At 74.3% G+C, this 20,134-nt stretch carries 15 protein-coding genes; 3 read left to right on the top strand and 12 right to left on the bottom strand.

Features of this window, described 5'->3' with window-relative positions:
* Positions 1-350: 350 nt before the first annotated feature.
* Positions 351-1,817, top strand: a complete 1,467-nt coding sequence (locus ABTY61_RS19095; protein WP_350506170.1) for an ABC1 kinase family protein — start codon at positions 351-353, stop codon at positions 1,815-1,817.
* Between the two features lie 134 nt (positions 1,818-1,951).
* Here ABTY61_RS19095 and ABTY61_RS19090 read toward each other — a convergent pair whose 3' ends face one another.
* From ABTY61_RS19090 to ABTY61_RS19075, 4 genes are all read right to left on the bottom strand, one after another.
* A complete protein-coding gene (locus tag ABTY61_RS19090; RefSeq protein ID WP_350506169.1) occupies positions 1,952-2,353 on the bottom strand; it encodes a putative WhiB-interacting protein in 402 nt (133 codons plus the stop codon).
* Positions 2,350-2,718: a WhiB family transcriptional regulator gene (locus ABTY61_RS19085; protein WP_375884869.1), complete on the bottom strand. Its 369-nt coding sequence runs from the start codon at positions 2,716-2,718 to the stop codon at positions 2,350-2,352. The genes ABTY61_RS19090 and ABTY61_RS19085 overlap by 4 nt, the downstream gene beginning before the upstream one ends.
* 168 nt (positions 2,719-2,886) lie before the next feature.
* A complete protein-coding gene (locus ABTY61_RS19080; protein ID WP_350506168.1) occupies positions 2,887-3,333 on the bottom strand; it encodes a hypothetical protein in 447 nt (148 codons plus the stop codon).
* A gap of 304 nt (positions 3,334-3,637) precedes the next feature.
* Positions 3,638-5,905 carry an ATP-dependent DNA helicase UvrD2 gene (locus ABTY61_RS19075; protein WP_502895359.1) on the bottom strand — a complete coding sequence of 756 codons (2,268 nt, stop codon included), beginning with the start codon at positions 5,903-5,905 and terminating at the stop codon, positions 3,638-3,640.
* A gap of 164 nt (positions 5,906-6,069) precedes the next feature.
* On the opposite strand from ABTY61_RS19075, the gene ABTY61_RS19070 reads away from it, so the two are divergent.
* On the top strand, positions 6,070-6,327 hold the full coding sequence (locus ABTY61_RS19070; RefSeq protein WP_350506166.1) for a mycoredoxin: 258 nt from the start codon (positions 6,070-6,072) through the stop codon (positions 6,325-6,327).
* Positions 6,328-6,358: 31 nt separating this feature from the next.
* Here the strand turns inward: ABTY61_RS19070 and ABTY61_RS19065 are convergent, their stop codons facing one another.
* The 6 genes from ABTY61_RS19065 to ABTY61_RS19040 all read right to left on the bottom strand — a co-directional run bounded on the left by ABTY61_RS19065 (position 6,359) and on the right by ABTY61_RS19040 (position 14,385).
* The gene (locus tag ABTY61_RS19065; RefSeq protein ID WP_350506165.1) at positions 6,359-7,198 is read right to left on the bottom strand and encodes a GntR family transcriptional regulator; all 840 of its coding nucleotides are present in this window, start codon (positions 7,196-7,198) and stop codon (positions 6,359-6,361) included.
* Positions 7,199-7,428: 230 nt separating this feature from the next.
* Entirely contained in the window at positions 7,429-8,370 is a 942-nt protein-coding gene (nudC, locus tag ABTY61_RS19060; protein ID WP_350506164.1) for an NAD(+) diphosphatase, read from the bottom strand.
* Positions 8,371-8,463: 93 nt separating this feature from the next.
* Positions 8,464-9,867, bottom strand: coding sequence for a dipeptidase (locus ABTY61_RS19055; RefSeq protein ID WP_350506163.1), 1,404 nt, complete (start codon positions 9,865-9,867; stop codon positions 8,464-8,466).
* Between the two features lie 133 nt (positions 9,868-10,000).
* A complete protein-coding gene (locus tag ABTY61_RS19050; protein ID WP_350506162.1) occupies positions 10,001-12,919 on the bottom strand; it encodes an FtsX-like permease family protein in 2,919 nt (972 codons plus the stop codon).
* Entirely contained in the window at positions 12,916-13,680 is a 765-nt protein-coding gene (locus tag ABTY61_RS19045; protein WP_350506161.1) for an ABC transporter ATP-binding protein, read from the bottom strand. The genes ABTY61_RS19050 and ABTY61_RS19045 overlap by 4 nt, the downstream gene beginning before the upstream one ends.
* A gap of 75 nt (positions 13,681-13,755) precedes the next feature.
* Complete coding sequence (locus ABTY61_RS19040; RefSeq protein WP_350506160.1) at positions 13,756-14,385, bottom strand: PadR family transcriptional regulator; 630 nt, start codon at positions 14,383-14,385, stop codon at positions 13,756-13,758.
* A gap of 67 nt (positions 14,386-14,452) precedes the next feature.
* Between ABTY61_RS19040 and ABTY61_RS19035 the strand changes: the two genes are divergently transcribed.
* Positions 14,453-15,448, top strand: coding sequence for an endonuclease/exonuclease/phosphatase family protein (locus tag ABTY61_RS19035; protein WP_350506159.1), 996 nt, complete (start codon positions 14,453-14,455; stop codon positions 15,446-15,448).
* A gap of 17 nt (positions 15,449-15,465) precedes the next feature.
* Here the strand turns inward: ABTY61_RS19035 and ABTY61_RS19030 are convergent, their stop codons facing one another.
* Positions 15,466-16,650: a PP2C family protein-serine/threonine phosphatase gene (locus tag ABTY61_RS19030; protein ID WP_350506158.1), complete on the bottom strand. Its 1,185-nt coding sequence runs from the start codon at positions 16,648-16,650 to the stop codon at positions 15,466-15,468.
* Between the two features lie 194 nt (positions 16,651-16,844).
* Entirely contained in the window at positions 16,845-20,072 is a 3,228-nt protein-coding gene (locus ABTY61_RS19025; protein WP_350506157.1) for an ATP-dependent helicase, read from the bottom strand.
* Between the last annotated feature and the right edge of the window lie 62 nt (positions 20,073-20,134).

The following is a 20,134-nucleotide window of genomic DNA, read 5'->3' as shown; positions in this document are numbered from 1 at the left end:
GGTGGTGGTGGCGGTCGCGGGGGGGGGGGGTGGAGGCGGGTGCGCTGCGGGCGGGGCGGGCGCGCCGGGCCCCCCCCCCGGGGGGCGGCGCGCCCCCCCCGGGCCGGGAGAAGCGGGAGCCGCTGTTCCGAGGAACGGGGCGAACACGAGAGGTGGGTGGGCGGGCGGGTGAGGTGGGAGGAGGAGGGTGGGGGGCGGGGGGGGAGGGGGCGGGCCCCGGAGGTGTCGACGAACCGAGGCCCCGAAGGGACCCCGAGAAATACCGCCGGACGCAGCCCCCGAAGCGGGCACAATGGCCTAGTGATGGTGGGCCCGTCCGGTGTCGGGGGGCCAGGGGAATGGAGGCCCGGGTGAGCGATCTTCCGCGCAAGGCAGTGACCCGCACGGCACGGCTCGCCGCCCTGCCGCTGGGGATAGCCGGTCGCGCCACGCTCGGACTGGGCAGGCGCATCGGCGGCCGGTCCGCCGAGGTGGTGACGGCCGAGCTCCAGCAGGCCACCGCCGACCAGCTGTTCAAGGTGCTGGGCGAGCTCAAGGGCGGGGCGATGAAGTTCGGGCAGGTGCTGTCCGTCTTCGAGGCCGCGCTGCCCGAGGAGGTCGCCGGGCCGTACCGGGCGGCGCTCACCAAGCTGCAGGACGCCGCTCCCCCGATGCCCGCCGCCAAGGTGCACACCGCACTCGCCGAGCGGCTCGGGGAGGGCTGGCGCGAGCTGTTCCTGGAGTTCGACGACCGCCCGGCGGCGGCCGCCTCGATCGGGCAGGTGCACCGCGCGGTCTGGCACGACGGCAGACGGGTCGCGGTCAAGGTGCAGTACCCGGGTGCGGGCGACGCCCTGCTCGCCGACCTCTCCCAGCTGTCCCGGGTGGCCTGGCTGCTCGGCCCGCTGATTCCCGGGCTGGACATCAAGCCGCTGATCACCGAGCTGCGCGAGCGCGTCTCGGAGGAGCTGGACTACGAGCTGGAGGCGCAGGCCCAGCGTCGGCACGCCGAGGAGTTCGCGGGCGACCCGGACATCGTGGTGCCGGTCGTGGTGGCACAGGCCGACCAGGTGCTGATCACCGAGTGGATGGACGGCACCCCGCTGTCCGAGGTGATCGCGAACGGCACCCAGGAGGAGCGCGACCGCGCCGGGCAGCTGCTGGCCCGGTTCCTGTTCGCCGGCCCGTCCCGGACGGGGCTGCTGCACGCGGACCCGCACCCGGGCAACTTCCGGCTGCTGAAGGACGACGGCCCGGTCGAGGGCTGGCGGCTTGGCGTGCTGGACTTCGGCACGGTGGACCGGCTGCCGGGCGGCCTGCCCGCGCCGATCGGGGCCTCGCTGCGGATGGCCCTGGACGGGGATGCAGCGGGCGTGCTCAAGATGCTGCGCGAGGAGGGCTTCGTGAAGCCCTCGATCCAGCTGGACCCGGACGCGGTGCTGGACTACCTGGTGCCGATCATCGAACCGGCGGCGGTGGACAGCTTCCACTTCACCCGGGTCTGGATGCGCGCCCAGGCGGCCCGGATCGCCGATCCGCGCTCGCCCGCCTACAACCTGGGCAAGCAGCTGAACCTGCCGCCCTCGTACCTGCTGATCCACCGGGTGACGCTGAGCACCATCGGGGTGCTGTGTCAGCTGGGCGCCAAGGCGCCGTTCCGCGCCGAGATGCTGGAGTGGCTGCCCGAGTTCGCCGGTGAGCGGCCCGCACAACCGAGCAAGCCGGCCAAGGCCGCGAAGTCCCCCAAGGCGACCAAGGCGACCGCGACTGCGACCGAACCCGAACCCGCACCCGAACCCGCGAAGCGCTCCAAGCCCGCCAAGCCCGCCCGCCCCTGAAACGGCCACCCGGCGGTTCGCCGCCGAGGCAGCCGCCCCGACAACGGCCGCAGGCCGCTCCCCGCGAACGGGGGGCGGCCTGCGGCACGACGGGGGTCAGTCGGATCGGCGGCGAACCGCCGGAGTCCGGCGCGCTACATCAGCGCGACGGCGAGCGCCTTGCGGGCGCGCAGAGAGGCCCGCTCGGCCCGCTGCCGGAGCCTGCGGGCCCGGGCGACCCGGGTGACGAGACGTTGTTCCTCGGCCTCGTGGAGCCTGTCTTGCATATGGGCTCGGGCCAGGGATTCATGCAGGAGTTGCATTTCGAGGGTCCTGTTCTGGATCTGAAGTTCGGTGGTCTGCTCGGCGCGGACGGTCGGATCGATGGCGGCGGGGGTCATGTGGTGGTCCTGCTCGTGGTGCGTGCTCGGAAATGGGACGGTGCGGGCTGCTGCGTCGGCCTTGGCGGCGGCGATCCGTACGGACCGGCGGAGGGCGCTGTCCAGCGGGGGCTGCTCTCCCCGGCGGACTGCCCTGGCTTCGTGGGCGGGGTTCACGCCATGACCTCGGTCTTGCGCGGACGCCCACGCGGCCGCTTGCGGGCCACGACGACACCCTGGACGAACAGCTCGCCGCCCCAGACGCCCCACGGCTCACGCCGCTCCAGGGCGCCCGCGAGGCAGGCCTCCTTCACCGGGCAGGTGCCGCAGAGGGACTTCGCGTACTCGACGTCGGCGGGCGTCTCGGCGAAGAAGACCTCGGGGTCGAAGGCGCGGCACGGGATGGGGAAACCGAGCGCCTCGGCCTGCTCGATCGAGTTGAGCTGCATGAACGGAACCTCCGGAGGGTCGGCCTGGTCGGCCTTGGTGATCTGGCTTGTCGGCGGTACGGACGGGATGGGCGGTGTGATGACCGTGGACACTGTGGGCGTCTTCCTCGTCTTCTCAGTGGTTCCGGCCCAGGTGACTGGTGGTGCTGGGCCGGAGGCCCCGGAGGGCCTGGGTGGTCTTGCGTACCGGACAAAACAGAAGGGCCGCGGATCCCGGTGTGACGGGTTCCGCGGCCCTGGAGGTGCCGACCTGAGGCTGACTCAGGTTCGTTCTCTCCAGGGTTCAGGCCCGCGGAAGGCCCGCATCCGGATGGCCTGGGCGCCGATAAAGGCGTCCATGGCCTGGTTGATCTGCTGCTCGTTCTGCTTCTGGGCGTTTCCGGCACCGATGACCCGCGCATAGCCGCCATGCATGGCGGCGGCTACGGCCGCCTTCGGTGCCTGGGTCGGTCGCTCATCGCACTCGGAGCGCGACGTACCGACCAGTGCCCAGTCACGGGACAGACCGGTCTCGACGACGGTGCCTTCGACGCTCCTGCCGCCCGCGGGGCACAGATCAGTGTGTCCAAGACCACTGACAGCGGAGGCGACGGAGGCACCGGTGGTGCCGAGACCCAGACCGGTTCCACCGAGCTCGGCGAGCGCCCGCAGACGGGCGGCACGCAGGGAGGCAGCGACAACGGTCTGGCCAGTCATTTTGGTGATCATGATGTTTCCCACTGTCTTCGCCTCCTCTCGGCGTCTCGCGGAGCCTGGTTCCCCTGGCTCCGAATGTTCGGATGTCTGTCTCGGTGAAGCTGGTGAAGCTGTGTGGCCAGGGGAATCGGCACAGGTTTCACCCCGTGCAACCTCGTCCCCTTGACCGCTCCGGCAGGCTATTGCGCTCCCGGTATGCCGCGCAAACTATTTTTCACGCGAGTTCACGCGCCGCCATCGACGGCGCGGTCCGCGCGACGTTCCGCGGCGGTTGCGAAGTCCCCCGAGCAGTCCCCTGGACCGCGCCCGTGCCGGCTCACGCCGGATCGACCGGACCGTCGTCCTCGACGCCGTCCGGATCCTCCTCGGGCTCCTCCCCCGCGCACAACGAGAGCACGGCGGCCCCGTATTTGTCCAGCTTCATGGCACCGACCCCCGAGATCAGGGCCAGTTCCTGCCGGTTCGCGGGCACGTCCTCGGCGATCGCCATCAGGGTCGCGTCGGTGAACACCACGTAAGCCGGGGCGCCCTGTTCCTTCGCCTGCGCGGCCCGCCACTCGCGCAGCCGTTCGTACAGCGCCTCGTCCATCGTGGACGGGCAGTCCTCGCAGCGGCGCAGCTTGCGTTCGACCGCGTCGGTGAGCGGCTTGTCGCAGACCCGGCACTTGACCGGGCCGCGGACCCGCCGGGCGGCCGAGCGCTCGCCGGGCTCGACGCTCCCCCGCCCGCCACGTGCGCTGCCGCGTGCGCCCGGGGCGGTGGAGCCGGGTCGCAGCCCGTCCATGAAGCGGCTGGGCTTGCGGGAGGCGCGGCCGCCCGGGGAGCGGGAGAGGGCCCAGGAGAGGCTGAGGTGCTTGCGGGCGCGGGTGACGCCGACGTAGAGGAGGCGGCGCTCCTCCTCGATCTGTTCGTCGGTCTTGGCGTAGATGATCGGCAGGGTGCCCTCGGTGAGGCCGACGAGGAAGACGGCGTCCCATTCGAGGCCCTTGGCGGCGTGCAGGGAGGCGAGGGTGACGCCCTCGACGGCGGGGGCGTGCTGGGCGGCGGCGCGGGCGTCGAGTTCGGCGACGTAGGCGGCGAGGTCGGTGCCCAGGCCCTCGGCGGTGCGGGTGCGCTCGAACTCCTCGGCGAGCCGGACGAGGGCGGCGAGGGACTCCCAGCGGTCGCGCACGGCGCCGGAGCCGGCGGGCGGCTCGGGGGTGAAGCCGCGGCTGGCGAGGACGGCGCGGACCTGGCCGGCCAGGTCGGGGGCGCCGGCGGTGAGGGGGTCGGCGGCGGCTCGGGCGGCGCCGCGCAGCAGGACGCCGGCGTCCCGGACCTCGGGCCGTTCGAAGAACCGTTCGGCGCCCTTGAGCTGGTAGGGGACGCCGAGGTCGGCGAGGGCCTGCTCGTAGACCTCGGACTGGCCGTTGGTGCGGAACAGGACGGCGATCTCGCTGGCGCGCACGCCGGCGGCGATGAGGTCCTTGATCCGGCGGGCGGTGGTCTCGGCCTCGGTGGGCTCGTCCTCGTACTCGGTGTAGACGGGTTCGGGGCCGGCCTCGCGCTGGGAGACGAGTTCGAGGCGGTGGCGGGCGGCCTCGCCGCGGGCCTGGGAGAGCAGTCCGTTGGCGAGGTGGACGACCTGGGGGGTGGAGCGGTAGTCGCGGACCAGCTTGACGACGGTGGCCTGGGGGTGGCGGCTGCGGAAGTTGAGCAGGTAGTCCGGGGTGGCGCCGGTGAAGGAGTAGATGGTCTGGCTGGCGTCGCCGACGACGCACAGGCTGGCGCCGCCGTCCTCGCCGGTCCACCGGTCGAGCAGCCGCTGCTGGAGCGGGGAGACGTCCTGGTACTCGTCGACGGTGAAGTGCCGGTACTGGCTGCGGACCTGGTCGGCGATGTCGGGGCGGTCCTCCAGGATGGCCGCGGTGAGCAGCAGCACGTCCTCGAAGTCGATGTTGCCGCGGCGGGTCTTGGTCTCCTCGTAGACGCGGTAGACCTGGGCGGTCTCGGCCGGGTCGCGGGGGGCTTCGCGGCCGGACTTGGCGACGGCGGCCGGGTAGTCCTCGGGGGCGGTCTGGGTGACCTTGGCCCATTCGATCTCGGCGGTGAGGTCGCGCAGTTCGGTGCGCTGGACGCGCAGTCCGCAGCGGCCGGCGGCCTCGGCGACGAGCTGGACCTTGCGTTCGAGCAGCTGGGGCACCGGGCCGCCGACGGCGCGGGGCCAGAAGTACTGGAGCTGGCGCAGGGCGGCGGCGTGGAAGGTGCGGGCCTGGACGCCTTCGGCGCCGAGCTGGCGCAGCCGGCCGCGCATCTCGCCGGCGGCGCGGGCGGTGAAGGTGACGGCGAGGACCTGCTGGGGCTGGTAGACGCCGCTGCGCACGCCGTAGGCGATGCGGTGGGTGATGGCGCGGGTCTTGCCGGTGCCGGCGCCGGCCAGGACGCAGACGGGGCCGTGCAGGGCGGTGGCGACGGCGCGCTGTTCGGGGTCGAGCCCGGCGAGGACGGCGTCGGGGCCCGTGGCGGCGCCGGGGTCGGCCCAGGGGGAGCCCTGGGGGCCGTCGTACGGGCTGCCGCTCAAGAGGTCTTCCTGCATGCGTTCCATCCTCTCAGCCCGGTGGGACAACGGGGACGGGGTTGTCCACAGGCCCGGTGCGATCGCAGGATGATCGCTCCGCCCCCGCGTGACGTGGGGCCGGAATGACGGCCGCCCGGTGGACGTTGCGGCTGTGAGAACGTACGAACCCCTCTTTCGAAGGAGCCCCCTCGATGTCCGGCACCGTGACGATGTACAGCACGACCTGGTGTGGTTACTGCAACCGGCTCAAGAGCCAGCTGGACCGTGAAGGCATCGGCTACACCGAGATCAACATCGAGGAGGACCCGGCGTCGGCGGCGTTCGTCGAGTCGGTGAACGGCGGCAACCAGACGGTGCCGACGGTGCTGGTCCAGCCGGTGGGCGGCGGCGAGCAGGTCGTGATGACCAACCCGAGCCTGATCCAGGTCAAGAAGGCGCTGGCGGCCTGATCCGTCCGGTTCCGCCCGGGGGCGGCGCGCGTCACTGCGCGTCGGCCCGGGCGGGGTCGACGGGGGCGGCGGGGGCGGGCAGGCTGGTGCGCGCGCCGAGGTCGCCGATGCCGTAGACGAGTCGGCTGCGGTCGGCGGAGTAGCGGGTCTCGATGACCCGGACGGGGCCGCGCCGGTCGTAGGTGACCCGGGTCTGGACCATCAGCGGGACGCCGGGGCCGCCCTGGAACCACTGGGCCTCCTCGGGGCCGGGCATCCGGGCGACCAGGTGGTCGACGGCGCCGATCTCGGTGCGGCCGAGGGTGGCGAGGACGGCCTCGTCGCCGCCTTCGACGGGGTCGGGTTCCATCAGCGGGGTGCCGGCCGCGAGTCCGGCCCGGTAGTGGCTCTCCTCGATGGAGTAGGGCTCGCGGTCGAGCAGGCGCAGCTGGCGGCGGACGACGATGGCCTCGCCGGGGCGCAGTCCGAGGCGTTCGGCGATGTCGACCCGGGCCCGGACGATCATCATCTCGAAGTCGGTGCTGAGTTCGCGCCCGGCTTCGTCGGCTTCGCCGAGGTAGACGGCGGAGGGTGCGGCGAGGCAGTCGCGCGGCACGGGGGCGAGGGTCGGTCCGTAGGCGCGGTGGTCGAGCACGGGGTGTTCGCGCAGGTAGGTGCCCTTGCCCTGGAGGCGGACGAGCCGGCCCTCGTTGACGAGGACGTCGACGGCGAGGCGGACGGTGTTGCGGGCGACGCCGTACTGGCGTTCCAGTTCGCTCTCGACCGGGAGGGCGGCGTCGGAGGTGAACTCGCCCTCGGCGATCCGGCGGCGCAGGTCGGCGGCGAGGCGCTGGTATTTGGGGGATTGGGCGGTGCCCCGGGGGATTGTCACCCGAGTGAATGTAGCGAGCGGGGTGACGCGGTTTCAGCCGTTTCCGGCAATGTCGTCCGCGCGGATTGACGGTGGGGGCTCCGAAGTGCCCCGCGGTAGCAGAACTGGCCCGTCCGGTTACGAACAGCCGGTGGTGGCGGATTCGAGAAGGGCTTGGAAAGGAAATAGGGGGCGCGCGGCATAAGCCACGCGCCCCCTCGTCCCCAGAGGTCCGGGGAATTCGTACAGGATTACCAGCGCGCCGCCGAGGGCACCGGCTCGCCGTACCAGAGTTCGACCAGGTGGCGGGCGATCGAGATGCCGGACGGCGGCAGGATCTCCCCGGCCTCCATCCCGGCCCGCAGCTCCTCCCGGGAGAACCAGCGCGCCTCGGCCAGCTCCTCGCCGTCCACGGTGATGTCGGTGCCGCCGGGCAGCGCCTTGCCGGTGAAGCCGAGCATCAGGCTGGACGGGAACGGCCAGGGCTGGCTGGCGACGTAGCGGACCTCGCCGACCCGCACCCCCGCCTCCTCGTGCACCTCGCGGGCCACCGCCTGCTCGATCGACTCCCCCGGCTCGACGAAGCCGGCCAGCGTGGACCAGCGGCCCTCCGGCCACAGCGCCTGGCGGCCGAGCAGGCAGCGGTCCTGCTCGTCGGTGATCACCATGATCACCGCCGGGTCGGTGCGCGGGTAGTGCTCGGCCGCGCAGGAGGTGCAGCGGCGCACGTGCCCGGCGCCGGCCTTCTCGGTGGGGTGGCCGCAGCGCGAGCAGAAGCTGTGCAGCCGGTGCCAGTGCTCCAGGGCGACGGCGTGCACCAGCAGGCCGGCGTCGCGGTCGGACAGCATCGCGCCGACCTCGCGCAGCCCGGCCGGGCGGGCGTCGCCGTCCAGCCGGCCGGGCAGGCTCTCGCCGGCCAGCGCGAAGTAGGAGACGCCGTCCTCGTCGGTGCCGAGGAAGTAGCGGTCCCCGGTCTGCGGCGCCTCGAAGGAGGGCAGCAGGACGAGTTCGGTGCCCTCCGCGGTGTCGACGACGAAGGCCTCGCCGCCGGCGATCGGCAGCACCCGGGTGGCGGGGTGACTCCAGGCGGCGGCGAGCCAGGGTTCGTCGAACCGGTGCTCGGCGGCCCGCTCCACCCCGGCCCTGGCCAGGGCCAGGGCTCGCGGGCGCTCGGTATCAGGCTCGGTGCTCACGTCGTTCCATCCCCACGTGGTGAATCATCCGGATGAGTGATCTGACTGCCGTGCCGCGCGCGGCGGCTCGCGCGCCCGCCGCGCCGCGCTCGCTCACGCGCCGGGCCGGAAGTTCTCGGCCAGGTCGCCCCACAGGTAGGCGGCGGTCTCGACGCCCTTGGCCAGCAGGTCCAGCTCGACCTTCTCGTTGACCGAGTGCCAGCCGTCCGAGGGCACCGAGATGCCGAGGAACAGCACCGGCGCGCCCAGCACGTCCTGGAGGTCGGCGGCGGGGCCGGAGCCGCCCTCGCGGGTGAAGAGGATCTTCTGCCCGAAGGCGCGGCCCATCGCGCGGACGGTGGACTGCAGCGCCGGGTGGTCCAGCGGGGTCAGGCAGGGCCGGGTCGCGCCGGGGAACACCAGCTCGTACCGGATGCCCTCGGGGACCTGCTCGGCGACCCAGGACCGGACCGCCTCCCGGACCTTCTCCACCTCCTGCCCGGCGACCAGCCGGAAGGACAGCTTCAGGTGCGCCGAGGACGGCACGATGGTCTTCCCGCCGGGGCCGGTGTAGCCGCCCCAGATGCCGTTGACCTCGGCGGTGGGGCGGGCCCAGACCCGCTCAAGGGTGGAGTAGCCGGCCTCGCCGCGGGTGCCGTACGACTTGGCGACGCGCAGCCACTGCGCCTCGTCGAAGGGCAGTTCGGCGAACAGCTCGCGCTCGCGCCCGGTCAGCTCCACGACCCCGTCGTAGAAGCCCGGGACCGCGACCTTGCGGTCGGCGTCGTGCAGGGCGGCGGCCAGCTCGGCCGCGACCTGGGCCGGGTTGGCGACGGCGCCGCCGAAGGAGCCGGAGTGGATGTCGGTGTCCGGGCCGTACAGGTCGAGCTGGGCGTCGGCCAGGCCCCGCATGCCGGTGCACACCGTCGGGGTGGTCTCGGACCACATGCCGGTGTCGGAGATGACCACCACGTCGGCGGCCAGCCGCCCGGCCTCGCGCCGGACCAGGTCGGCGAAGTGCGGCGAGCCGGACTCCTCCTCGCCCTCGATCAGCAGCTTGAGGTTGACGGCCGGCGCGGTGCGGCCGGTGGCGGCCAGGTGGGCGCGCACCCCCAGGGTGTGGAAGAAGACCTGGCCCTTGTCGTCGGCCGCGCCGCGCGCGTACAGCCGCCGGCCGACGACGGTCGGGGTGAACGGCTCGGTGTCCCAGCCGTCCTCCTTCGCGGCGGGCTGCACGTCGTGGTGCCCGTAGACCAGGACGGTCGGCGCGGATTCGTCCCCGGACGGCCATTCGGCGAACACCGCCGGCAGCCCGTCGGTCTCCCACACCTCGGCCACCGGGAAGCCGGTGTCGCGCAGCTTGGCGGCCAGCCAGTCCGCGGAGCGGCGCACGTCGCCGGCGCGCTCCGGGTCGGCGGAGACCGAGGGGATCGCCAGCCACTCGGCGAGGTCGGCGAGGAAGGCGGCCTGGTGCCGGTCGATGTAGGAGCGGACGGCGCTGTCCGGGGTTCTCGTCATACCGACGACTGTAGTTCGCCCGTGCGGGTGCCCGCCCCGGCCCTCCGGGTGCCGGACGCCGTCGGGCCTGTAACCTCCGTCACCCCCGCCGCCGGGAGGGGCGGACGGGGGTGGCGGGAGCCGGCCCCGGGCCTCAGCCGGTGCGGCGCAGCAGCGAGATCCGCGAGCGGGTGAGGACCGCGGCCAGCGCGGCCGCGAGCAGCGGCAGCACCAGGACGGTGGCGGCGACGGTGGGCCAGGGGAAGACCACGGACGACTTGTCGGCGATCTCCTGGGGGCTCATCCCGGGGTAGCTGCTCGCGAGGGCCTGGACCTTGCGCAGGGCCACCGCCGGCAGCACGCCGCAGACGGTGCCGAGCAGGGTGCCCATGGCGGCGATCACCCCGCACTGGAAGCCGGAGAGCGAGCGCCGGATGCGCGGTTCGGCGCCGACCGCGGCGAGGGTGGTCAGGTCGCGCTGGGAGTCGGCGGCGGCCAGTCCGGTGGCGATGCCGGCGGCGCCGAGGGCGACCAGGGCGGCGAAGCCGGACAGGCCGAGGCCGATCAGCCCGGCCCGGGACTGGTAGCCCCGTTCGACCGAGAACTCGCTGTGCTCGCTGACCTTGGCGAGCGCGCCGCCGGCCTTCTGCTCGGCGGCGTCGGTGGGTGCTTCGGCGGGCAGCCAGACCGAGCCGGCCGGGCTGGTGCCGAGGCCGAGCCGGGTGGCGGTCTCCGGGCTGATCACGGCCTGGCCGTGGGCCGGGACGGTGGCCGGCGCGAGGACGGCGTCGACGGCGTGGTCGGTGCGCGCGGGCGTGGCCATGGTGGTGCCGCCCGGGGTGTTGTAGTCGACCGGCTCGGTGGTCTGGATGACGACCTTGCCGTCCTTGATGTAGCGCGGGTCGAAGACGACGGCCTTGCCGGCCGTGAGGGCCTGCCCGGCGGCCGGGTCGGTGACACCGAAGAGGTTGCGCAGCAGGGTGGGGTCGCCGGCCGTCAGGGAGCTGAAGTGGTTGCCGCCGCGTTCGCGGACCTGGCAGCGCGGGTCGGACCTGGTGATCCGGTTCGTCTCCTCGTCGGTGAGCCTGGTGTCGCTGTCGAAGGCGGGGCAGCGCAGTTCCTTGGGGAGGTCGACCCGGACGTAGCCGCAGGGCTGGCCGCCCGAGCAGTCGCCCTTGTAGTTGACCCGGGCGACGTCGGCGCGCGGGCCGATGTTCGGCATGGCGCGTTCCAGGGTGTCGCGCAGCTGGGGGAGCAGCTTGGCGTCGTTGGTGCTCATCCAGCCGCCGAGCATGACGGCTCCGGCGGGGCCGGAGGCCACGTACTCGCGGCGCTGCTGGTCCTCGTAGCTGGCGAGGTAGATGCTGACCGCGACGGAGCCGGCGACGGCGGCCATGACGGCGGCGACGGCGGGTGCGGTGCGGCCGCGGTGGCGGACGGAGTCGCGCAGGGCGAGCCGGGGGCCGAGCGAGAGCCAGCGGCCGAGCTTGCCGAACAGGCCGACCAGGTACGGGGTGAGGGCGACCATGCCGAGTTCGGCGACGGCGGAGCCGCCGAGGACGGCGATGCTGCGGCTGACGAAGCCGCTGGTGGCGCCGAGCAGGGCGAGGGCGGTGCCGGCGGCGAGCATCAGCAGGCCGAGCAGGGCGAGTCTGCGGCTCGGCGGCTTGAGCGAGTCGCGGCCGGTGAGGGCGGAGACGACGTCCTGGCGGGAGGCCTGGACGGCGGGGACGACGGCGGCGAGCAGCCCGGTGACCAGGCCGACCAGGAGCACGCCGAGCAGGTCGAGCGGCTGCAGGTTGAAGTGGCCGAAGCGCTGGCCGGCGTAGTCCTCGGCCTGGGTGCGCAGCAGGGCGACCAGGCCGACGCCGAGGGCCAGGCCGATGGCGGCGCCGGTGACGCCGAGGACGATGCCGCCGCCGAGGACGACGGCGCGGACGTTGGCGCGGTCACCGCCGGCCGCGGCGAGCAGGCCGAGCTGCCGCCGGGAGCGCCGGGCCCCGACGGCGAAGGCGGGGCCCGCGAGGAGCACGATCTCCAGCAGGGCCATGCCGGCGACGGTGCCGAGGATGACGACGGAGGTGCGGTCGAAGAAGGCGGTGGTTCCGCCGCCGCGCTTGTCCATGTCGGCGTAGTACGGGACGTCGGCGCGGGCGGGCGGGTCGAGCAGGACGGCGCGGGAGGCGACGGTGAAGCCGTAGCCGTTGAGTTCGGTGACCTTGGCCCAGTCGAGGCCGGTGCCGGCCGGGAGCTTGACCAGCCAGCGGGTGGCGTCGTCGGGGGCCTTGGCCGGGTCGGCGGCGGAGCCCGGGCCGGTGGTCCGGGCCGCGGCCGACGCGGGGTCCTGGGCGGCGGCGGGGGCGCCGGCGGGCGGTGCGGCCAGGGTGCCGGGCCGGGCGATGAGTTCGGTGGCCTTGAGGTCGCCGGGGAACTCGACGGCGGCGGTGATGGTGAAGGGGGTGGACTCCAGTCCGCGCACGGTGGTGCGGTCGCCCAGTTTCAGGCCGGAGCGGTTGAGGAACTCGCGGGTGACGGCGGTCTCGTGGTCGTTCGCGGGCGCGCGGCCCTGGACGAGGTCGATCCGGCCGTTCCAGACCGGGTCGGTCAGGTCGGCTTCGCTGGTCTGGGTGGTGAGCAGGCCCTCGGTGCTGGTGGCCGCGGTGCTGGGGCCGGTGCGTTCGGGCACCAGGGTGCTGCCGGGCGGGAGCACCTGCTGGAGCAGTTTGAGGGGTTCGGTGTCGAGGGAGCGCTGCTGGGCGGGGTTGTAGACGGGGGCGGCGCCGTCCTTGGCCTGGTACTTGGGGTTTTCGATCATGACGCCGTCGTCGGGGTTGGGGGCCTGTTTGACGGTGGCGCCGCGTTCGCTCAGGCCGATCTCGGCGCCGGCCTGGCCCATGATCCGCACGACCCGTTCGGCGGGTTGGAGGGTGGAGCTGCGGTAGAACACGTCGGCGCCGGTGACGCCGAGGACGGGCAGGGCGACCATCGCCACGACGAGGGCGCTGCGGCCCTTGGCGCGCAGGGCGTCGCGGCGGGCGACGCGCAGGGCGACCCGCCAGGCGCTGAGCTTCACTCGTCCACCTTCGCGCTGTTGGTGGCGGCGCTGACGAGCAGGCTGGCGGCGTCCTGGCTGACGGACTCGTCGACCATGCGGCCGTCGCGCAGGAAGACGACGCGGTCGGCCCAGGCGGCGTGCCGGGCCTCGTGGGTGACCATCATGGCGGCGGCGCCGGCGTCGCAGCGGGCGCGGAGCACGGCGAGGACGGCTTCGCCGGTGGTGGAGTCGAGGGCGCCGGTGGGTTCGTCGGCGAGGACGAGGCGGCGGTCGCCGATCAGGGCGCGGGCGATGGCGACGCGCTGCTGCTGGCCGCCGGACATGTCGTCGGGGAAGCGGTCGGCGAGTTCGGGGATGCCGAGCTCCTCCAGGGCGGCGAGGGCCTCGCGGCGGGCGGCGCGGGCGGACAGGCCGTCGAGTTCGCGCGGCAGCGAGATGTTCTCGGCGGCGGTGAGCGCCGGGATCAGGTTGTAGTCCTGGAAGACGTAGCCGACGGAGCGGCGGCGGACCTGGGCGAGCTTCTTGCGGGTGAGCCCGCCGAGGGCGACGCCCTCGACCAGGACCTGTCCGGTGGTCGGGGTGTCGAGGCCGCCGGCGAGGGTGAGCAGGGTGGACTTGCCGGAGCCGGAGGGGCCCATGACGGCGACGAACTCGCCGGGGTGGACCCTGAGGTCGACGCCGCGCAGGGCCTGGACCTCGGCGGCGCCCTGGCCGTGGACTCGGGTGACGTTCTCCAGGTGCAGCACCGGTGTCTGCCGGGGCTGTTGGGTGTGGGACACGGTTCCCCCCTTGTGCTGGGTACGGGTGGGGCGCCCCGGGGGGCGCCGGCCGGTTTCGAGTGGCTGGGGCGCGCCTCAGGCGCGGGTGCGGCGGCCGAGCCGCTTGGGTTTCGCGGCGCCGTCGCGGGCGGCTTCCGCGGCGCGGGCCTGCAGGAGTTCGGCCTGCTGGGCGAGCCGGGTCTCGCAGTGGTCGAGCCAGCGGATCTCGGCCTCGGTCTGGAAGATCAGCTGGTCGAGGACGAGCAGCCAGGCGAGTTCGTTGCTCTCGGAGGGCACGACGCCGGGTCGGGCCTCGCCCGCCAGGGCGCGGCCCTTGAGCCGGGTGTAGTCCTGGAGGGCTTTGATGCTGTGCCGGCGCTGGCCCTGGACGACGGCGGAGACGTCGACCCCGGGGACGGTCACGGCCATCGCGAGCTTGATCGCCAGCTCGTCGCGCGGGGGGTTGGTCCGGGGCACCGGGGTGTCGAACCAGGCCCGCAGTTCGGTGCGGCCGGCGTCGGTGACGGCGTAGAACTGGTGGCCTTCCTCGTCCTCCCCGGCGGCCTCGACCAGGCCGTCACGCTCCAGTCGGGACAGAGTGGTGTAGACCTGTCCGACGTTGAGCGGCCAGGTGGCGCCGGTGCGCGCCTCGAATTCGGTGCGCAGCTGATAGCCGTAGCGGGGGCCCTGGTCGAGCAGGGCGAGCAGACCGTGGCGGATGGACATACTGAGTATGTATACCCGGTATGCCCTGCGGCCTCAAGCCGCGCCCCCTCCGGTACCGTCGTGCGGTGTGAGCCAGTTGCGCATCGCCACCTTCAACCTGTTGCACGGTCAGCCGCTCGCCCCGGACGGCGCGCCGCTGCCCTACCCGGCCGACGCGGGCGCCCCGCTGGCGCAGGCGGTGGCCGCGCTGGACGCCGACGTGCTGGCCCTGCAGGAGGTGGACCGGCACCAGGCGCGCTCCGGCGGCACCGACCAGACGGCGGTGGCGGCCGCGGCGATGGGCGCGGGCGACTGGCGCTTCGCCGCCGCCCTGCACGGGCGCCCGGCCCCGGTGGCCGGCTGGGTGCCGGAGCCGTCCGGGCCGAACGGACTGCGGGTGTACGGGCCGGCCGAGGTCGGCGACGACGCCCCGCCCTCCTACGGGACGGCATTGCTGACCCGGCTGCCGGTGCGGCACTGGCGGGCCCGGCGCTTCGCCCCGGCCCCGTTCGGGCTGCCGCTGCGGGTGGCCGGGCGGCGCGGGCTGACCCCGGTGCCGGACGAGCCCCGGGCGGCGCTGGCGGCCGTACTGGAGGGCGAGCGCGGGCCGTTCACGGTGGTCGCCGCGCACCTGTCCTTCGTGCCGGGCTGGAACATGGCGCAGCTGGCCGGGATCCGGCGCTGGATCGCCGACCTGCCGCAGCCGTACCTGGTGCTGGGCGACTTCAACCTGATCGGCGCGGTGCCGCGCACGGTGCTCGGCGGGGCGACGGCGCTGGAGCGCACCGCGCCGCGGGCGCGGGTGCGGGAGCTGCGGGCGGCCCGGCGGGCCCGGCCCGCGCTGGGCACCCCGCTGGGCACCGCGCTCGGCACCCCGCGCCGGCGGCGGGCGCGCGAACCGCGGGCCCGGCTGCAGGGCTGGTACGACCTGGCGCGCACACCGACCTATCCGGCGCACCGGCCGGCGGTGCAGTTCGACCACGTGCTGGCGGTCGGCGTGCCGCGGGCGGCCGTGGGCCCGGCGGCGGCGCCGCACGCCGGGGTGTCGGACCACCGGCCGCTGCTGGTCCGGGTGTCGCTGTAGCCCTCGGCGGACCGGAACTACCGCTTGGTCAGGACGCCCGCCTGCTGCGGCAGGTGGGCGAGGGCGGGCGGGGTCGGGTCGTACTGCAGGAGCAGCATGGCCGCGTCGTCGCCGAGCTGGCGGCCGACGTGGCGCACCACGTCCTCGTGCAGGCGCTGCAGGACGTCGGCCGGGCGGCCGTCGGCGCAGCGCGGGAAGCGCTCGGCGAGCGGGTAGAAGGCGCCGGAGCGGTCGCGGGCCTCGATCACCCCGTCGGTGAACAGCAGCACCCGGTCGTCGGCCAGCAGCGGGACCCTGTGCACCGGGGGGCGGACGTCGGCCGGGTCGAGGACGCCCAGCGGCGGTACGGTCTCGGCGAGTTCGAGCGGGTGGACCAGGCCGCCGCGCAGCAGCAGCGGCGAGGGGTGGCCGCAGTTGACGAGTTCGGCGGTGCCGTCCGGACCGACCCCGATCAGGACGAGGGTGACGAACTCCTCCTCCACGCCGGGGTGGGCGTTCTCGTGCAGGGCCCGGTCGAGGCTGACGGCCAGCCAGCCGGCCACCCGGTCGAGGGCGGGCTCCTGGTGGGCGGCCTCGCGGAAGGCACCGAGGACGGCGGCGGCGGTCTCGACCGCGCCGAGGCCCTTGCCGCGCACGTCGCCGACCACGGCCCGTACGCCGTGCCGGGTGTTGACGACCTCGTACAGGTCCCCGCCGATCCGGGCGTGGGCGGCGGCGGCCTCGTAGTGGACGGCGGCGCGCACGCTGCCGACCCGTTCGGGGACCGGCCGCAGCAGCACCCGGCGGGCGATCGAGGCGACCAACTGGGCGTCGGCCAGGGCGCGTTCCTGGCGCAGTCGCAGGGTGGCGCTGACCCAGCCGATCGTGGCGACCAGCAGGATCGCGATGACGCTGGCGGCGTGCACGGACTCGCCGAGCGCGTCGCTGCGGAAGGCCATCAGGAAGGCCGCCGCCTCGGTGCCCAGGCCGATGAGCAGCGGGTACCAGGTGCGGCGGCTGACCACGGCGGCCAGTGCGGGTACGGCGGTGAGGGCGGGTTCGACCGTCACCTCGGTGCCGCTGAGGTAGTCGAGGACGACGATCAGCGCCATGCCGAGGAGGGGCAGCGCGAGCGCCGTCCTCGGCCAGGTGCCGGTCGCGCCCGGAGCGGGTCCCGGGGTCGGCCCGGTGAACCGCTCTCTGATCCATCCGGTCGCGCTCAACTTCGGTCTCTCCAGCAGAAGACGCCGATGCCCGTGGGCACCTGCGGCGATGACTGAGGGTCAGGGAATGCGGGCCTCGTCGGCGGCCGGAGTACGGGGGTTGACCGGTTACCGACCCCACAATAGGCGCGAAACGTGCACGACGCACAGGTTTCGGACGTCGGCGCGATGACTCGGGTGCTCTGCGTGACTCATTAGTCACTGTTCCCGATCAGGAGCCGTTCCAACTCTTTTCGGTCGGGAAGTCCTTCCGGACGGACGATCCGCCCGCTGCGGACGTACAGGAACGACGCCGTGACCTGCTCGGGATCAACGCCCGCCTGCTCCGCCCAGGCGAGCCGGTAGACCGCGAGCTGCAGCGGGTCGGCGGTCTCCTCCCGGTGGGTCTTCCAGTCCACCACTTCGTAGCGTGACGCACCACCGGATTCCGACACCCCGTCACCGTCCCGGTAGACCGCGTCGATCCGGCCGCGCACCACCCGCCCCGCCAGCACCAGTTGGAACGGCGCCTCGACCCGGTGCGGCCGGCGCTGCGCGTACGGGGTGCGCAGGAACGCATCCTTGAGCCGCTCCAGGTCCTGCTCGTCCTCGATGCCGTCGTCGTCGGCGCCGGGCAGCGCGCCGGGCTCGATCAGCAGCAGCGGCTCGATCCGGGACTGCACCCAGGCGTGGAAGCGGGTGCCGCGCCGGGCGGCGGGCTGCGGTGGGCGGGGCATCGGGCGGGCCAGCTCGTGCGCGAAGCCGTCCGGGTCGGCGGCCAGGCGCAGCAGCTGGGTGGCGGACAGCGCGGGCGGCAGCGGCACCTCGCGGGCGGTGCGCCGGGAGCGCTCCAACTCCCCCAGCAGCGCGGTCAGGTCGCGGTCCCAGGAGGCGACCTGGCGCTGGTCCTCGACGGCCATCGGCTCGGGCTCGGGGGCCGGTGTCCCGGCCAGGCGGCCGCGCACCACCTCGGCGACCCGGCGGCGGGCGTGCTGGGCGGCCGGGTCCAGCGGCAGCGGCCAGGGGCGCTCGACGGCGGCGGTCAGCGCCGGGTTCCGGGCGCCCTTCTCCGGCTGCTCGGCCCAGTGCTCGACCTCGCCGGCGCCGGGCTGCTCGCAGTGCGCGCGCAACTGCTCCAGGAACGCGGACGGGCCGCGGACGGTCTTCTGGCTCGGCCCCCACCAGTGCCCGGAGGCCAGCAGCAGCGAGCGGGGGCGGGTGAAGGCGACGTAGCCGAGCCGCAGCTCCTCGGTGCCGGAGTGCTCGGCCAGCTCCTTCTTGAACGCGGCCATCGACTTGGACGTCCAGCCGCCCCGCACGTCGGGCAGGGTCGCGGCGTCGCCGCGCAGGGCGTGCGGGAGCACGCGCTTGGTGCTGGTCCAGCGCTCGCGCGGGCTGCCGGAGGGGAACGCGCCCTTCACCAGGCCGGGGACGGCCACCACGTCCCATTCCAGGCCCTTGGACTTGTGCGCGGTGAGCACCTTCACGGTGTCCTCGCCGCCGGGCAGGCTGCTGTCCAGACCGCGCTCGTACTCCTGGGCGGCGCGCAGGAAGCCGAGGAAGGCGGCCAGGCCCGGGTCGCCGTCCAGATCGGCGAAGGAGGCGGCGACGTCCAGGAAGGCGTGCAGGGTCTCCCGCCGGCGGGCGGCCAGCGCCTGCGGGGAGGCGGCGAGTTCGACCTCCAGGCCGGTGACGGTGAGCACCCGGTGCAGCACGTCCATCAGCGGGTCGGCCAGCGAGCGGCGCAGCTCGCGCAGTTCGGCGGCGAGCCGGGCGAAGCGCACCCTGGCCTCGGCGGAGAACGGCAGCTCGTCGGGCTGGTCGCCCTCCGCGCCGGAGGAGGTGGTCAGGAAGGTCTCGACCGCGTCGGCCAGCGACACCGCCTCGGTGGGGTCGGCCTCGGCGACGGCCGCGGCCAGCGCCTCCACGCCCTCGGGCTGCTCGGTGCGCACCAGGGCGGCGGCGCGGCGGCCGAGCAGGGCGAGGTCGCGCGGGCCGATCCGCCAGCGCGGGCCGATCAGCAGGCGTACCAGGGCGGCGTTGGCGGTCGGGTCCTGGAGCACCTCGCAGACCGCCACCAGGTCGGCCACCTCGGGCAGTTGCAGCAGCCCGCCGAGGCCCACCACCTCGACCGGGACCTCACGGGCGACCAGCGCGGCGTGGATGTCGGGGAAGGCCGCGCCGCCCCGGCAGAGCACCGCGATCCGGCCGGGCGCGGTGCCGGTGCGCACCAGGTGGGCGATCGAGTCGGCGAGCCAGTCGACCTCCTCGGCGTGGGTGGGCAGCAGCGCGGCCCGCACGTAGCCGTCCTGTTCGGCGCCGGGCGCCGGGCGCAGCGCCTCCACGCCCTCGTGCATGGCGCGCAGCGGGGCGGCGAGTTCGTTGGCGAAGGCGAGCAGCCGGCCGCCGCTGCGGCGGTTCTCGCTGAGCGCGTAGCGGTCGGCGGGGCGGCCGTCGGCCTTCGGGAAGTGCCGGGGGAAGTCGTCGAGGTTGGCGACGGAGGCGCCGCGCCAGCCGTAGATGGCCTGGCAGGGGTCGCCGACGGCGGTCACCGGGTGGCCGTCCCCGGTGTTCTCGGGGCCGGCGCCGAACAGGCCGGCGAGCATCAGGCGCTGGGCGACGGAGGTGTCCTGGTACTCGTCCAGCAGGACGACCCGGTACTGGCCGCGGAGCAGTTCGCCGACCTCGGGGCGCTGCTGGGCGAGGCGGGCGGCGGCGGCTATCTGGTCGCCGAAGTCCATCAGCCCGGCGCCCTGCTTGCGGCGGCGGTAGTCCTCGACCAGGCGCAGCAGTTCCAGCCGGGCGCGGGCGGTGACGGGGACGGCCCGCAGGTCGTCGTTGCCGAGCTTGACGGTGGCGAGGGTGTCGAGCAGCCGCTCGTCGTGGGCGCGCAGGGCGGCGGGCTCGACCAGGTGCTCGGCGAGTTCGCCGTCCAGGGCGGTGAGGTCGGCGACGAGGTTGCTGAAGGTGCCGGTGAGGGCGGGGAAGGGGCCTCGGGCGGTGCGCAGCACCTTGGCGGCGAGCTGGAAGCGGGTGGCGTCGGCGAGCAGCCGCACGTCGGGCTCGATGCCGATCCGCAGGCCGTGCTCCTTGAGCAGGCGGCCGGCGAAGGCGTGGTACGTGGAGATCTCGGGTTCGCCGAGCGGTTCGCCCTCCGCCCGGTCGGCGATCCCGGCGCGGAGCAGGGCGGTGCGGACGCGTTCGGCGAGTTCGCCGGCGGCCTTGTTGGTGAAGGTGAGGCCGAGCACCTCCTCGGGCCGTACGGCGCCGGAGCCGACCAGCCAGACGACCCGGGCGGCCATCACGGTGGTCTTGCCGGAGCCGGCGCCGGCCACGATCACGGCCGGGGCCAGGGGGGCGCCGATGGCCGCCATCTGCTCCCGGTTGAACGGGATGCCCAGCAGCTCCTTGAGCTGGTCGGGATGGCTGAGCACGGCGGTCACCCCGCAACCGTAACCGGAACGGCGGACATTCCTCGTCCGGCCGTTGCCCGGCCGTTGCCCGC

This window comes from Kitasatospora sp. NPDC096128, from assembly GCF_040303105.1.
GTDB lineage: Bacteria > Actinomycetota > Actinomycetes > Streptomycetales > Streptomycetaceae > Kitasatospora.
The sequence above is the reverse complement of the archived record's forward strand: the minus strand, read 5'-3'. Positions and strand labels throughout refer to the sequence as shown.